General features: G+C 72.4%; 9 protein-coding genes. 7 read left to right on the forward strand and 2 right to left on the reverse strand.

What is annotated here, in order from left to right:
• Nucleotides 1–66: 66 nt before the first annotated feature.
• The 4 genes from K8625_RS24020 to K8625_RS24035 are packed head-to-tail and all read left to right on the forward strand — an operon-like array spanning nucleotide 67 to nucleotide 10,536.
• A complete protein-coding gene (locus K8625_RS24020; RefSeq protein ID WP_223784018.1) occupies nucleotides 67–6,252 on the forward strand; it encodes a methyltransferase domain-containing protein in 6,186 nt (2,061 codons plus the stop codon).
• 24 nt (nucleotides 6,253–6,276) lie between these two features.
• Complete coding sequence (dapF, locus tag K8625_RS24025) at nucleotides 6,277–7,128, forward strand: diaminopimelate epimerase (RefSeq protein ID WP_223745568.1); 852 nt, start codon at nucleotides 6,277–6,279, stop codon at nucleotides 7,126–7,128.
• Between the two features lie 38 nt (nucleotides 7,129–7,166).
• Nucleotides 7,167–9,017: a response regulator gene (locus K8625_RS44525; protein WP_223784019.1), complete on the forward strand. Its 1,851-nt coding sequence runs from the start codon at nucleotides 7,167–7,169 to the stop codon at nucleotides 9,015–9,017.
• A gap of 19 nt (nucleotides 9,018–9,036) precedes the next feature.
• Nucleotides 9,037–10,536, forward strand: coding sequence for a DUF4388 domain-containing protein (locus tag K8625_RS24035; protein ID WP_223745570.1), 1,500 nt, complete (start codon nucleotides 9,037–9,039; stop codon nucleotides 10,534–10,536).
• A 9-nt stretch (nucleotides 10,537–10,545) separates the two neighbouring features.
• Here the strand turns inward: K8625_RS24035 and K8625_RS24040 are convergent, their stop codons facing one another.
• Nucleotides 10,546–11,016 carry an FBP domain-containing protein gene (locus K8625_RS24040; RefSeq protein WP_223784020.1) on the reverse strand — a complete coding sequence of 157 codons (471 nt, stop codon included), beginning with the start codon at nucleotides 11,014–11,016 and terminating at the stop codon, nucleotides 10,546–10,548.
• A gap of 305 nt (nucleotides 11,017–11,321) precedes the next feature.
• On the opposite strand from K8625_RS24040, the gene K8625_RS24045 reads away from it, so the two are divergent.
• Entirely contained in the window at nucleotides 11,322–12,374 is a 1,053-nt protein-coding gene (locus K8625_RS24045) for a fatty acid desaturase (protein WP_223784021.1), read from the forward strand.
• On the opposite strand, the gene K8625_RS24050 is transcribed toward K8625_RS24045, so the two are convergent.
• A complete protein-coding gene (locus K8625_RS24050; protein WP_223784022.1) occupies nucleotides 12,366–13,100 on the reverse strand; it encodes a DUF6600 domain-containing protein in 735 nt (244 codons plus the stop codon). The two genes, K8625_RS24045 and K8625_RS24050, sit on opposite strands and share 9 nt — an antisense overlap.
• Nucleotides 13,101–13,256: 156 nt before the next feature.
• Between K8625_RS24050 and K8625_RS24055 the strand changes: the two genes are divergently transcribed.
• Both K8625_RS24055 and K8625_RS24060 read left to right on the forward strand, forming a co-directional pair.
• Entirely contained in the window at nucleotides 13,257–13,940 is a 684-nt protein-coding gene (locus K8625_RS24055) for a hypothetical protein (RefSeq protein ID WP_223784023.1), read from the forward strand.
• Nucleotides 13,937–14,671, forward strand: a complete 735-nt coding sequence (locus K8625_RS24060) for a hypothetical protein (RefSeq protein ID WP_223784024.1) — start codon at nucleotides 13,937–13,939, stop codon at nucleotides 14,669–14,671. The genes K8625_RS24055 and K8625_RS24060 overlap by 4 nt, the downstream gene beginning before the upstream one ends.
• Nucleotides 14,672–14,700 lie beyond the last annotated feature (29 nt).

A 14,700-nucleotide genomic window follows, 5' to 3' on the forward strand; every position in this document is an offset into this window, starting at 1 on the left:
GTGTGGCCTGGCGCTTTCCTTGGGGCGCGGAGGCCCACGGCTATACTCCTACCCCCGAACACACCCATGCATCACACATTCCGTCGCATGGGGCCCAGTGAACTGCTGCCCCGCTACATCTTCGCCGAGAGCCTCTTCGCGCGCCGCCGGGTGCTGGAGGTCGACGCGGTGGCCTCCACCGGAGGCGAGAGCGCGCGTTTCCTGCTGGAGCGTGGCGCGCGCGCGGTGGTGGCGTGCGACGCGGACGTGAAGGCGGTGTCGGCGGCGCAGAAGGCGCACGGTGGGCCCACGCTGCGCTACCGCGCCAACATCTACGACGACTTCGAGCCGGGCAGCTTCGACGTGGTGATGGTGGCGGACCTGGCCCCGTACGTCCGGGCCCCGGAGCTGCTCGCGGAGCTGGCGCGGCTGGTGGCGAAGCAGGGCTTCCTGGTGGGCGGCCTGCGCAACATCGCGGGCCTGGCGCTGCCGCAGCTGCTGGAGGCCGAGGAGGGCTCGCCGCCGCCGACGTACGGGCTGCTCCTGGATGCGCTCAACGTGCACTTCCCCCAGGTGGAGGTGGCCACGCAGTCGCCGGTGCTGGGGTACCAGCTGGCGTTCGAGAAGGGGGATGGGCTGCAGGTGGATGGCTCGCTGGTGCAGACCAGCGAGGCGGCGTACTTCGTGGTGGTGGCGGGGCTGGAGCCGGCGCGGGTGGTGGACCCCACGTGGGTGCAGCTGCCGCCGGAGCCTTTGGCCTTCACGCGGGGCAAGCTGGATGAGGTGGTCGCCCGCGCGAAGTCCTGGGAGGAGCGCAGCGGGCGGTTGAAGGAGTCGCTGACGCGGCTTCGCACCGAGCTGACGGCGCGCGAGGAGGAGGTCGCCTCGCTCAAGCCGGTGTTGGAGGAGGCGCGCGAGGAGGTGGCCCGGCTCACCGCGCAGCTGGAGCAGGCGCGGGGCACACCGGAGTCGCAGCGCGAGCGCGATGACCTGGCCGGGAAGCTGCGTCGGCGGGAGCTGGAGCTCCAGGTCGCGCACGAGCGGCTGGGGGACGCGGACCGTCGGCTGACGGCGCAGCGGTTGGAGGTGGAGGCGGCGCAGCGGGCGCAGGCGGAGGCCGGTGTCCAGCTGCTCGCGGGGCAGGAGACGCTCCGGCTGGAGCGCGCGCGGCGTGAGGAGCAGGCCGCGTCCCTGGAGGAGGCTCGGGAGCGGCTGACGGCGGCGTACACGCAGGTGCGTGAGCTGCAGGATGAGCTGACCACGCTGCGCATCGACCGGGAGAAGGACCGGTTGGTGGCGGAGCGCGCCGGGGAGCAGGTGGAGGACCGGCGTCGCGCCGCGGAGGCCGCGCGGGAGCGGGAGCTGCGCATCGCCGAGCAGTACTCGGCGGCCCTGGCGGCGGTGGAGCACCTGAAGATTGGGACGGCTCGGGCCGAGGAGGCCGCGCGCGAGGCGGCGGCGGCCCTGTCCTTGAAGGAAGCGGAGCTGGCGCGCGCGACGCGGGAGCTGACGGAGGCGTCGCTGCGGGCGGCGTCGGCCGAGGGCTCGCGGCGGGACGCGGAGGCCCGGCTGGAGGCGCTCCAGGCCGAGGGGCGCGGGCAGGAGACGGAGCTCGTCGCCGCGCAGGCGCGCGAGGCCCGGCTGACGCGCGAGCTGGCGGCGCTCACCGAGCGCGAGGCCCTGGCCCGGGCGACGTCCCAGAAGCTGGAGGAGTCGCTTCACGAGGCCCGCGTGCGCATCTCCGGATTGGAGGAGGAGCGCGCCCGGGTCGAGGCGGGGCTTGCCGGGACGTTGGAGGCGGAGCGTGCCCAGCTCCAGGCGCGGCTGTCGGCGCTGGAGGGGGAGCTCCAGGTCGAGCGGGGCAGGGTGGAGGTGCTGGGGGAGGAGGCTCGCACCGAGGCCGCCATCCGCGCGGAGACCGAGGCTCGCAAGCGGGAGCTGGAGGACGAGCGTCAGGCGCTGGTGCGGCGGGTGGTGGAGCTGGAGGCGGAGGTCTCCTCGCTCAGTCGTTCCCGTCGTGAGGAGTCGGCGCGGGCGGAGGAGCTGGAGGCGACGCTGCAGGCCGCGCAGGCGGACCTGGAGACGGCGCGGGAGGAGCGGGACTCCACGGCGGCGCTGGCCGCGCGGGTGGGCGGCGAGCTGGACCAGGAGCGCGAGGCTCGCGCCGCGGTCGAGGACGCGCTGCGGGTGTCTCGCGGCAAGCTGGAGAGCGCGACGCAGCGGCTCGTGGAGGCCGAGGCCACGCTGGCGCGGACCCGTGAGGCGCTGGACGCGGAGGTGGAGCGGCGGGCGACGCTGGAGGCTTCGCTGGCGGAGGTCCAGGCGACGCTCGAGGCCGAGCGGGAGGGACGGTTGAAGTCGGGCTCCGCGTTGGAGGTGCTGCGCGCGGAGCTGGAGACGGAGAAGGGGCGCCGGGAGTCTTCGGAAGCGGCGCTCGCGGAGGCCGAGGCGGGGTTGAGCGAGGCGCGACAGGCGCTCGCGCAGAGCCGCGAGGCGTTGGACGCGGAGGCGGAGCGGCGCGCGCGGTGGGAGGCTGCGCTCGGGGATGTGCAGGTCCAGCTCCAGGAGGAGCTCCAGCGGAGGACCCGGGCCGAGGAGTCCCTGGCGGAGGCCCAGGGGCGACTCCAGGGCGAGGGCCAGCAGCGCACCCACGTCGAGGGCACGCTGGCGGAGGCCCAGGCTCGACTCCAGGAGGAGTCCGAGCGGCGCGGGCAGGTCGAGGCGATGCTCGCGGAGCTTCGCGTCGAGCTGTCGCGCGAGAGCGACGCGAAGGCGCGGGTCGAGGCGAGCCTCCAGGAGGAGCGGTCTCGGGTCGAGGCGGCGGAGACACGTCTGCGCCTGGAGGGCGAGGACAAGGCGCGAGTCGCGGAGTTGCTCGCCGAGGCTCGGGACCGCGCTCAGAAGGAGGCGGAGGACCGGGCCCGTGTCGAGGCTTCGCTCGTCGAGGCGGAGGCTCGTGCTTCTGAGGTCGAGGCGGAGCTCGCCGAGACGATGGCACGCGTCCAGCGGGAGGCGGATGCGAAGGCTCGCATCGAGGCGTCGCTCGCGGAGGCGGAGGAGCGCGCTCGGAAGGGTGGCGAGGACAAGGCCCGGGTCGAGGAGTCGCTCGCCGACGTGGCCGCGCGGGTTCGACGCGAGGCCGAGGACCGGGCTCGTATCGAGGTGGCGCTCGCCGAGGCGGAAGCTCGGGCTCTGAAGGAGGCGGAGGAGCGGGCTCGTGTCGAGGTTGCGCTCTCCGAGGTCGAGGCCCGTGCCCTGAATGAGGCCGAGGCGCGGGCCCGTGTCGAGATTGCGCTCTCCGAGGTCGAGGCTCGGGCTCTGAAGGAGGCGGAGGAGCGGGCTCGTGTCGAGGCTGCGCTCTCCGAGGTCGAGGCCCGCGCGCTGAATGAGGTCGAGGCGCGGGCCCGTGTCGAGGCGGCGCTCTCTGAGGTCGAGGCCCGTGCTCTGAAGTCGGCTGAGGACCGGGCTCGCGTCGAGGCGGCGCTCTCCGAGGTCGAGGCCCGCGCTCAGCGGGCGGCCGAAGAGCGGGCGCAGGCCGGGGCTGCGCTCGCCGAGGCGGAAGCTCGTGCTCAGAAGGAGGCAGAAGACAGAGCCCGCGTCGAAGCCACGCTCGCCGAAGTCGAGGCTCGTGCTCGAAAGGAGTCCGACGAGAAGGCTCGTGCCGAGGCGGAGCTCGAGGCGGCGCTGGCCCGCATCGCCGAAATCGAGGCGCTGAAGGCCCGCGCGGACGAGGCGCTGTCCGCGGCGCGGCTCCAACTCGAGTCGGAAGTCGAGCAGCGCACCCGGGAGTCTGCGTCGCTGGTGCAGGCTCGCGAGGCGTTGGAACAAAGTGAACTCCAGTCCCAGGCCTCATTGGCGGAGGCTCGCCGGTTGCTCACGGCGGAGCGAGAGGCTCGCGAGGCGCTGGTCTCCGAGCTGTCCTCGGAGCGAGAGGCGCTGGCCGCCGCCCGCGCGGAGCTGGAGACCGAACGTCAGGAGCGCAGTGACGGTGAGGCCGGGCTCGCGCGCGTCCACGAACGACTCGATGCCGAGCAGCGCGCTCGCGCCGAAGTGGATGCGACGTTGGCTCGCACCCGGGACTCGCTGTCCGCCGAGGAGACGGCTCGCGCCGAGCTGGAGGCCTCGTTGGCCCAGGTCCGTGCGGCCCTCGCGACCGAGCAGGAAGGTGGACAGGCGACTCGCGCGGAGCTGACTCGTGAGCGTGAGGCCCTGGCGCAAGTCCGCGCGGAGCTGGCGGAGCTCACGAGCCGTGAGCAGTCGCTGCGCGAGTCGGTGGAGCGCCTGGAGACGGATCGCGCCCAGGTCGAAGCCTCGACCCTGGCGCAGCGCGAGGCCCTGGAGGCCCGGCTGTCCTCGCTCGAGACGTCCCTGGGCGAGTCCGAGGCCGCGAAGCGCGCCGTGGATGCCCAGCTCTCCGAGCGGGATTGGACGCTGCAAGAGCTGCAGACCCAGATGGCGCGTCTGCGGGAGCAGGTGCGCGAAGGCGAGGCCCAGGCCTCGAAGCTCGCCGAGGCCGCCACCGCGCGCGAGGCGGAGCTGGAGAAGACCGAGAACACCCTGGAGGCCACCCGTCAGGAGGTGCTGGACCTTCGCGGTGAGCTGACCCATCTGATGGCCGCGCGCCAGGAGGTGATGCGCCTGGGGATGGAGCTCCAGCGCGCCATGGCCGCGCTGCATGAGCGTGGGGCGCATCTCGCGCGTCTCGACGCGGAGTTGGTGGACGCGCGCGAGCGACTGGTGGCCCAGCGCGAGAACGCCGAGCTGCTCATGGTGCAGCTCGAGACGGCACGGCGCTTCGCGGGCAAGGCCACCGCGATGGAGAGCACGCTCGAGAGCGAGCGCGCCTCGCTGGAGGCGACCCGCGCCGAGCTGGCGCGAGTCACCGAGACGGCTCGGACGGAGCAGGAGCGCGCCGCGACGCTGGAGACCCGCCTGCGCGAGACCACCGAGGCGCTGGAGCAGGCGCGCGCGGACTGGGATGCCCGGCTCGTCGACCTCACCGCGCACCTGGAGACGCACCAGACGGCGCGGAGCACCCTGGACGCGCGACTCGCGGACACCACCGCGCAGCTCGACACCGAGCGCGCGGAGCGCACCGCGCTGGATGCCCGGCTCTCCGAGACCACTACACTGCTCGATGCCGAGCGAACCGAGCGGAGCGCGCTGGATGCCCGGCTCACCGAGACCACTTCGCGGCTCGATACCGAGCGGACGGAGCGGAACACCCTGGAGGCCCGACTCTTGGAGGTCGCGTCCCAGCTCGACACCGAGCGCGCGGGCCGCGTCGTATTGGAGTCGCGGCTCGCCGAGCTGGAGTCCAGCACCGCCAGCCTGCGCGAGGAGCGCGATGCCCGGCTCGCGGAGAAGGCCGCCCTCGAGGCCCGCCTGACCGAGGCCACCACCGGCTTCGAGTCCCGCCGCGCCGAGCTCGAAGCACGTCTCTCCGAGCTGGAGTCCGCCGCCACCCAGAGCGCCGCCTCCCTCCAGTCCCTCCAGGAGCGCGCAGCCCGCGCCGAGGCCGAGCGCGAGCGCCTCCAGTCCGACCTGACCGTGGCCCGCGCCGCGCGCGTCCGCCTGGAAGGCCGCATCACCGCCATGGAGACCGCGTCCACCGACGCCGTCCGCATGCTCGACACCGAGCGCGCCGAGCGCACCCGCCTCTCCGAGTCCCTCGACGAGGCCCGCCGCCAGCTCCAGCAGAAGGACGGCTCCACGTCCGACCGTCTCGCCACCCTGCGCACGGAGCTGACGCGCCTCCAGGACCAGGCCCAGGCCCTCACCGCCGAGAAGCAGGAGCTCCTCAAGGACCGCTACGAGCGTGAGCGCCTGGAGTCGCTCGTGAAGGACCAGCAGGCGCGCCTGTCCTCCATCGAGGCCGAGCGCAACGAGCTGCTCGCCGCCACCGAGGCGCTCAAGGCCTCCTCCCAGCCCGAGGCCGTCCTGGAGATGGCCGCGGAGATGGAGCACCTCCAGTCCCTGGTGGACTCGCTCCAGACCCAGCTCGAGGCCCAGGAGACGGAGCTGGCCACCCTGCGCCGCCAGACGGCGCGGACCGGCGCCAACCCCGTCCAGGACATCTACGAGCGCGCCAACGCCGAGCTCAAGGCCGTCAAGAGCGAGCTGTCCCGGCGCACGGGCGTGGTGCACACGCCCCCGGGCGGCATCCCCGTCCGCACGCCCACCATCCCCCAGGTCAAGCCGCCACGCACCGCCGTGCCCGCGCTCGACATGCCCGACCCCTCGCCGCCGAAAAAGGCGGACGAGCGCGAGTGACGTTCCGCGACTAGGATTGCGCTCGTGGACGCACGCGAGCGCATCTTCAAGTACCAGGGTCTGGGCAATGACTTCGTCGTCCTGGACCGTCGCCGGTCCGGGGTGGACATCGACGCCGACACGTCACGCTGGATGTGCGACCGCCGCCTGGGCATCGGCGCGGACGGTGTGCTCTCGCTCCTGCCCTCCGAGCACGGCCTGGCTCGCATGGTCGTCCACAACGCTGACGGCAGCATCGCGGAGATGTGCGGCAACGGCCTGCGCTGCGCGGTGAAGTACCTGGTCGACCACTCCCCGGAGACGCCCGCGCGCATCGACGTGGAGACGGGCGCCGGAGTGCTCACCTGCATGCCCGGCTACGGAGACGGCGGGGTGGTCTCAGTGGACATTTCCATGGGGCCGGCACGGCTCGTCGCCCCGAACCTCCCGTCGGGCGCCACGGGGCGTCCGTTCCTGGACACGCCCCTGCCCGGACACCCCGAGCTGCGCGCGTCCGCGGTGAGCATGGGCAACCCGCACCTGGTCCTGCTCGACAGACCGCTGGAGGACGCGCCGAGGCTGGGGCCCGAGCTGGAGCGGCATCCCTCCTTCCAGGACCGCACCAACGTGGAGTTCGTCCGGGTGGAGCCGGATGGCCTCACCGTCGTGGTGTGGGAGCGGGGCTGTGGCCTCACCCAGGCGTGTGGCACCGGGGCGTGCGCGTCCGCGGTGGCGGCGGTGCTGGCCGGACGCCTGCCCCCCGAGACCTGGCTGCGAGTCACCCTGCCAGGAGGCGACCTGGGCATCCGCGTGCCCGCCGACCTGTCCGACATCCGCCTCCGGGGACCGGTCGCCTTCGTCTTCGAGGGCGTTGTCGGGCTTGCTGGGGGCCGGTAACCTCCGACCTCCCCCTTCGCACCCGGGTCAGACAGCGCGTGGCCGGTCCCATTCTCGTCGTCGACGACGACCTGTTCTTCCGCCAGCTCGCCAGCGACATGCTGGCCCGTCATGGGCACCGCGTCGTCTCCGTGGAGAACGGCACGGCTGCGCTCGAGGAAGCGGCCCGCACGCCCTTCGACCTGGTCATCACCGACGTGGTGATGCCAGGCGTGGACGGCTTCGCGCTCACCGCGCGCCTGCGCGAGAGGGACCCGGACCAGGAGGTCATCCTGGTCAGCCAGCGCACCGACATCAAGGGCTCGGAGATGGCGCTGCGCTCGGGCGCGGCGGACTGTCTGGCCAAGCCCGTGGACGAGGCGGACCTGGTGCTCGCGGTGGACCGCGCCCTGGAGCGCGCCGCCCTGCGCAAGGAGCGGGCCCAGCTGCGCGACGAGAACATGGAGTTCGCGCGCTTCCACAACCTGCACCAGCGCTGCCTGGAGCTCATCTCCCAGTCGGATCTGGAGTGGCTGCAGGAGCGCATCATCTCGGAGCTGTCGGTGGTGTGCGACGCGCAGAGCGCCGCGCTGTGGGTGCTGGATGACCGGGGTGACCTGGTGCTGCGCGCGTACCGGGGCCTGCTCGACAAGCAGTTCCTCGCCGAGCGCATGAGCCCCGAGGGGCCGCTGGCCAGCCGGCTCAAGGACGCACAGCCCTGGTTCGCGCGGGATGAGCGCTCGGCGGTGTTGTACGTGCCGCTGATGGCCACGGGGGAAATCGTGGGCCTGGCGCAGCTGTCCGACCCGCTGGCCGGGGACTTCCGTCAGGAGCACTCCCGCGACGCGCGCGTGCTGGCGGACTTCGCCGCGGTGGGCGTGAAGAACGGCCGCCGGATGATGGCGCTGCAGCGGCTGGGCCTGAGGGACCGCGAGACGGCGGCCTACAACCTCAGCTACTTCACCGACTACGCGTCCAAGGAGATCTACAAGGCCCGGCGCTACGGCCGCACCTTCTCGCTGCTGACGTTCTCCATCGACAACCTGCCGCTGGTGCGGGTGCGGCAGGGGGCGGCGGACGCGAAGAAGGCGGTGCGCGGCATCATCAAGGCGCTCAGCAAGATCATCCGCGACTCGGACGTCATCGCGAAGGCGAGCGACCAGGAGTTCTACCTGCTGCTGCCGGAGACGGACTTCTTCGGGGCCATGATGTTCGTGCGCCGCGCGGTGGCGGCGGTGCGCGAGGAGCCCGAGGTCCAGGACGTGGAGCAGCGGCTGCCCCTGGCGCTGGTGGGCGGCGCGAGCACCTTCCCCAAGGACGGGGAGGACTTCGACGAGCTGGTGCACCGCTGCCGGCGCCGCATGGACGAGCGCCGCGCGTCGCTGCAGCGGCGGCTGATGCTGGACGGGCTGCCGTTCTGGGACGAGGTGGACCTGCTGCTCGGCACGCCCAACAGCCCCAAGCTGCCGGTGGACGAGCGCGCCGAGCCCAGCCGCCGGGGCAAGGTGGCGGACGTGCTCTTCGACGAGCTGCAGGCGGAAATCGCCCGCGAGCTGATGAGAGACCCGGGCTCGCGCGGCCTGCTGTACGTGGGCGGGCCGGAGATCCGCTCGGACCTGCCCATCGCCGCGGGCCTGGAGTCGGCGCCTCCTGACTTGTCCTCGCGGATCTACCTCTTGGGCCGGCGCATGGATTTGGAGTCGCACCCCGCGCTGACGCCCGTGTTCCTGGAGGGCGACGAGCGGGTGGCGCGGCACGAGTTCATCCTCTGGCTGTCGGAGAGCGCGGCGTACGCGCTCATCCAGCGGCGGGGACGCGGGGCGACGTGGGGCTTCCACACCTCGGACACCGCGGTGGTGGACGGGCTCATCTCCAAGCTGCAGGCCGAATACGACCTGCAGCCCTACTGATACGAAGCGGAGCGTCGTCGTGGCCCAGGTGCGCAAGATCCTCATCGCCGACCCCGACCTCGAGTCCGTGCGCGCGCTGTCCCGCGCGCTGCGCACCAAGGGCTATCAGGTGCACTACGCGCCGGATGGCTCGCGGGCGCTGGAGGTGGCGGTGCTGCGCCACCCGGACCTCACGCTGTTCGACGAGCACTGTCGGCTGCTGGAGGCGCGCACCTTCATCCAGATTCTTCGCACCAACCCGCGCACCGAGGACATCCCCGTCGTCCTCACCACGTCCAGCTTCGACGGCGACCGCTACCGCGGCCTGCGCGACGGCTACCTTCGAAAGCCCTTCAACCTGGACGAGGTGCTCAGCCGCATCGAGCACATCTTCCGGCGCAACGAGGCGGCCAAGGACCTCAAGGTCGAGCAGCAGGAGATCGAAGGCTCGCTCAGCCAGCTGAGCATCCCGGACCTGATGCAGCTGCTCGGCATGAACCGGCGCAGCGGCAAGCTGTCGCTGGAGCGCGGCAACGAGCGCGGGGAGATCCACGTGGTGGAGGGCCGCCCCGTCAACTCGAAGCTGGGCCGCGTGGAAGGGGAGAAGGCCCTGTTCCGCCTGCTGGCCTGGGGCGACGGCACCTTCACCTTCTCGCCGGGCGCGAACGCCGCGAAGGCGCGCATCAACCGCGCCATGGACGACGCGCTGCTGGAGGGCATGCGCCAGTCGGACGAGGTGAACCGGCTCTTGCCGGGCCTGCCTCCGCGTCACACGCGGCTGATGCTCGCGCCGGACCTGGCGCTGCAGCAGGACCAGCACCCGGTGACGGCGCAGGTGGTGGACCTGCTGCGCCAGCCCCGGGCCCTGGGCGAGGTGCTGGACCTGGCGCCCGCCACGGACCTGGAAGTGCTGGGCGTGCTGTCCACGCTGATGCAGCGGGGCGTGGCGAAGCTGGCGGACGCGGCGGGCACGGACGCGAACGCGGGCGAGCTCTTGGGCGCCGCCGAGGTGCACGCGCTGCGCGGCCGCATCCTGCGCACCAAGGCGCCGGCGAAGGTGGCCACCGCCAAGATCTTCGTGTGCGGCAGCGGCGCGGCGGCGGCGCGGCGAATCATGGCGCGCGTGCCGGGGCTGGAGGCCCTGTCCGCGGAGCCCACCGCGGTGAAGAGCGGCTTCGGCACGCTGGGGCGGCTGGTGCTCAGCGAGGTGCTGCGGCTGGACTTCTGCGTGCTGCCTCCCGCCGAGGCCGCGCGGCCCCTGTGGCGGCCCTTCAGCGCGGGCGCCGTGGGCGCGCTGCTCCTGGACGTGTCCGAGCCCGCGGTGGGCCTGGCGCACTACCTGGCGTGGGAGGCGCGCATGCCCGTCGTCGTCGTGGGGCTGGACGTGCCCCAGAGCCTCCAGGGCTCTCCGGCCGGCGCGCTGAGCGTGGTGGACGATTTGGGCGAGGCGCTGCGGGCGCTGCTGGTCCAGGCCCTCAACCCGGCGCCCATGTTGCCGGGCGTGCCCCAGGTCCAGCGCGCGAGCGCCTCCGCGGGGTAGCGGGGGACGTCAGGCGGCGGGCTCGAGCTCGATGCCGAGCGCCTCGTTCGCGAAGCGGAACATCCGGGCGCGCAGCTGCTCCAGCGCCTCGAGCGCGTGCCGGCCGGCGCGGTCGGCCGCGTCCTCCAGGCGCTCCTTGCACTGGAGGTCCGCGCACAGGCTGATGCCCACGCGGCGCTTGTTGTTCACGTCGGTGGTGAGCAGGGTCACCTCGCTCGACGCGCCGGAGTGGTGGCACCACTCGCACATGCGGGTGACGTTCTCCCCGCCCATCGAGTCGCGTCGGAAGATGATGCCGATGGGCTGCCGGCTGCCGGGCGCGGAGAAGATGAGGTACACGCGCAGGCCGGACGTCTCGGTCCAGGCCAGGTAGTCGCGGACGAACAGGGGGAAGGAGAGGCCCGGCGGCATCTCCATGACGCGCAGGTCTCTGGGGCGGAAGGACTCGATGAGGTCCCGGTCGGACTCGAATCGGAACACGGCTGCTCCTTGGCGTACGTCTGGACCTAACAGGCAGCGGTTGCTGATTCTACCCGAACCCACCAGGAAGCCAGGCCCCGCTCCGGCCCCAGGCCTGGCGGGTGGCCGCCCCTCGGGCGTGCGGGGGCGCTGACACCGTGCGCGAGTCCACACCCCGGCGGGAATGAAAGAGGCACTGCGTCATGGCCGTCCGGCGAGCGCATGCGTCGCGGGCTGACTCACGCGTGACATGGCGATGAGACAAGCAGGGTCATCGACTCCGGCGTGTTCGCGCCGGCCACACCCCTGTCAGGAGCCCTCCGTCCATGGACCGCGCCGCGCCGCTCTCGAGCAAGGAGCTCATCGCAAGGACCCGTCCCTTCGCCACGCAGGACGTGGCGCGCTCGGGATGGAACGTGGTGGCCACCTATGCCGCGCTCGCGGCGGCGGTGACGCTGGCGGTGGCCGCGCCCTGGTGGCCCCTCAAGGTGGTGGGCGCGGCGCTGGAGGCGCTCGTCCTCATCCGCGCGTTCATCCTCTTCCACGACGCGATGCACGGCGCGCTCTTGCCGACGTCGAAGTGGGCGAAGGTGCTGTTCCACGTGCAGGGCATCCTGACGCTCACGCCCGCGCGCATCTGGAACGACACGCACAACCACCACCACGCGAACACGGCGCGCATCGCCGCGGACTCCGCGGGCACCTTCGTCACGTGGACCACCGAGCAGTGGCGTCAGGCCTCCGGCTGGCAGCGGCTGGGCTACCGCGTGGAGCGCCATCCGGTGACCATCCTCCTGGGCTACTTCACGGCGTTCCTCTACAGCCTGTGCCTGGTGCCCTTCGTGAAGGACCCGAAGCGCTACTGGACGTCGGGGCTGGCGCTCTTCGTCCACCTCGCGCTGTCGGTGGCCCTGTGCGTCTTCTTCGGGCCGGCGGTGTACCTGCTCGCCTTCCTGGTGCCGCTGGTGCTCGCGTACGCGCTGGGCACGTACCTGTTCTATTCGCAGCACAACTTCGACCAGGTGAACCTGCTGCCGGAGTCCGACTGGACGCACGCGGACGCGGCGCTGGAGGCCTCCAGCTACCTGCGCTGCGGCAAGGTGATGGCGTGGTTCACCGGCAACATCGGCTACCACCACGTGCACCACCTCAACCCGCGCATCCCGTTCTACCGGCTGCCGGAGGCGATGGCCGCCATCCCCGAGCTGCAGGCGCCCCACGTCACCACGCTGAGCCCGCGCGACATCCTCGGCTGCCTGCGGCTGAACCTGTGGGACCCGGCGCTGGGGCGGATGGTGCGCTACCGCGACGCGTGGAGGCCGGCCATCGCGCCCGTCGCGACGCGCGAGCACGTGTCCGGCCCCCTCGCGTCAGCGTGACGCGGAGGAGCCGGTGAGCGGAGGTTGTCCCGTGGGCGGGGCGAGCGGCCCGGTGCGCGGCACGGGCTCGCCGAGCACCTGCGCGACCTCCTCGCCGGTGGGCCCCGCGTTCCACTGCCCCGTGCGTCCCATCACCCGCTCGCCCACGGGCTGTGTCTTGCTCACGAGCGTGGCCTCCTGGTCCGGCGGCACCAGGAAGCGGCTGACGTCGGGGCTCACGAAGTCGCTCGACGCCACGAAGGTCCACGGGCGCCTGACCTGCTGCCCGGGCACGGGTTGGGGCTGCCAGCCGATGTGGCCGTCCCCCCAGCGCCAGTCCACCCAGGAGGGCGCCCACTCGTCGTCGGGCCACCACACCCAGCCGTGCGCGGGCGTCACGAACCAGCGGCCGTAGTGGAAGGCCGCCCAGCCCCACTCCAAGTCGGTGTCGAACGTCCAGCCCCAGTCGCTCAGGCGCCACTGTCCGAAGCTGGCGTAGGGCACGAAGTCGCGGCCGACCTGCTCTTCGTACGGCTTCCAGACCCAGCCCACCTCGGGGAGCTCGAACCAGTCGCCGTAGGGGGACAGCAGGTCGCGGTAGATGGACACGCTGCTGCTCAGCGTGGTGGAGCTGCCCTTCACCTGCGGACCGAACTGCTCGCTCCCCGTCGCGCAGCCGACCACGGCCAGCAGCGCGCCCGCGCCGCCCGCGCGCAGCCAGCGCCAGGATGGTTTCCATGTCCGCATCGCCAGCCCCTCCCGTGGGTGGATGTCACCCCGTCTCGCGTGTGCCCTTGGGTTCAACGCGGTGAGCCTCGTGGGTGATGCCCCGGGCGCCGGACGCTGCAATGGCTCCGCCCCCTGGTTGGATTCCGGCCGGGCAGGCGGGGCAGACTGGCGGCCGTGCGCCCGAGACTCCTTGCCCTCCTGTCCGCGCTGAGCCCGTCGGTGGCCCTGGCCGGCATGCCGAACTTCCTGCTCACGGAGCTCGCCGAGCAGCGGCTGGAGGCCATCTCCTTCTTCATCGCCGTCTTCCTGCTGGTGTCCGCGGGCGTGTGGGCGCTGTGGAACCGGCTGAGGCGCGACGTGCCCAGGCTGCCGAGGCTCGGCTACGGCGCGGCGCTCGCGCTGGTGTTCCTGGTGGGGCTGGCCCTCCAGCTCGTCCTGTCGATGATTGCCGGCGGACGCGAGCTGATGACGCCGGGGGCCTGGGAGAAGACGGGCGCCACGTACCAGCTCACGCAGGCGAAGCTCCCCGCCGACACGGAGCTGGTGTCACAGGCTCGACGCCAGCGACTGGAGGAGCTGCGCACGGCGCTGTGGGCGCATGCCCAGGCGAATGGCGGCGCCTTCCCGTTGAACGACCTGGGCACGGAGCTGCCGGCCGCGCGCTGGAAGGTGCTGGGGGACTCCGGGCTGCACTTCATCTACGTGGGAGGACAGAAGGCGGACGCGCCCTCCGCGCCGCTGGCGTACGAGCCGGGCCTGTTCGGCAAGGAGCGCTGGGTGCTCTTCACGGATGGAGACATCCGACGGATGCCCATCGGGGACATCCACCGCGCGCTGGTGCTGGGAGGTGCGCCATGAGGCCGCTCAAGAAGGTGCTGCTGGGGACCTTCCTCCTGACGATGGTGTTCTTCCTCTTCATCGGTCAGTCCTGGGTGCTGCAGGTGCCCTTCCTGCTCGCCTTCGGGTGGCTGGACTTCCTCAAGAGCGTGGGCCCGTCGGTGACGTTCCGGTGGGGCGCCATCGGCGAGGCGCTGCTCGTGGCGGGGATTCTCGCGGTGGGCTCGCACCTGTTCCTGCGGTGGCTGTGGCGTCAGCTCCAGCCGGAGGCAAGCGCGTGGCGCGTGCGCTGGAGCGTGTCGCTGCTGCTGCTCCTGGTGCTGTTCTTCGGCGCGACGATGGCGTCGGTGGGCATCGGCCACCACGTGGGCTGGTTGATGGCGGGACGCGAGGCCCTGGTGCGCAGCAACTGGCCGCGCTGGAGGATGGAGAGCGCGTGGAACTCGCGGGGCCTGTGCCACGCGGCGGTGGCGCGGCTGGAGGCGGGGACGCCCCTCGCGGACATTCCCAGGTATCTGCTCCAGGACCCGGAGACGCGCGCGCCCTCGGAGAACCACTACGTGGTGTCGCGCGTGGAGCCCGGCGGTGAGACCGGGTTCATGGTGTTCGCGAGAGATCCGCTGGCGCTCAAGAGCGATGGGGGCGTGCGCTGCTCGAAGTCACAGCGGCCCGATGAGATGGAGTCCCTGGATGCGGAGGCCGTCGCCCGGTGGCTCGCCGGCGCCGAGCCGGTGGTGGGCGCCACGCCCTGACGCCCGTGCTGTCGTCGTCGAACGCGGTT

It is taken from the genome of Myxococcus sp. AS-1-15, from assembly GCF_020037055.1.
In the GTDB taxonomy this organism is placed as follows: domain Bacteria; phylum Myxococcota; class Myxococcia; order Myxococcales; family Myxococcaceae; genus Myxococcus; species Myxococcus fulvus.

What these genes read in the sequence shown, in the direction of transcription:
- K8625_RS24020 (WP_223784018.1), top strand. Translation starts at nt 67, where the DNA reads ATGCATCACACATTCCGTCGCATGGGGCCCAGTGAACTGCTGCCCCGC.
- K8625_RS24045 (WP_223784021.1), top strand. Translation starts at nt 11,322, where the DNA reads ATGGACCGCGCCGCGCCGCTCTCGAGCAAGGAGCTCATCGCAAGGACC.
- K8625_RS24050 (WP_223784022.1), bottom strand. Translation starts at nt 13,100, where the DNA reads ATGCGGACATGGAAACCATCCTGGCGCTGGCTGCGCGCGGGCGGCGCG.
- K8625_RS24060 (WP_223784024.1), top strand. Translation starts at nt 13,937, where the DNA reads ATGAGGCCGCTCAAGAAGGTGCTGCTGGGGACCTTCCTCCTGACGATG.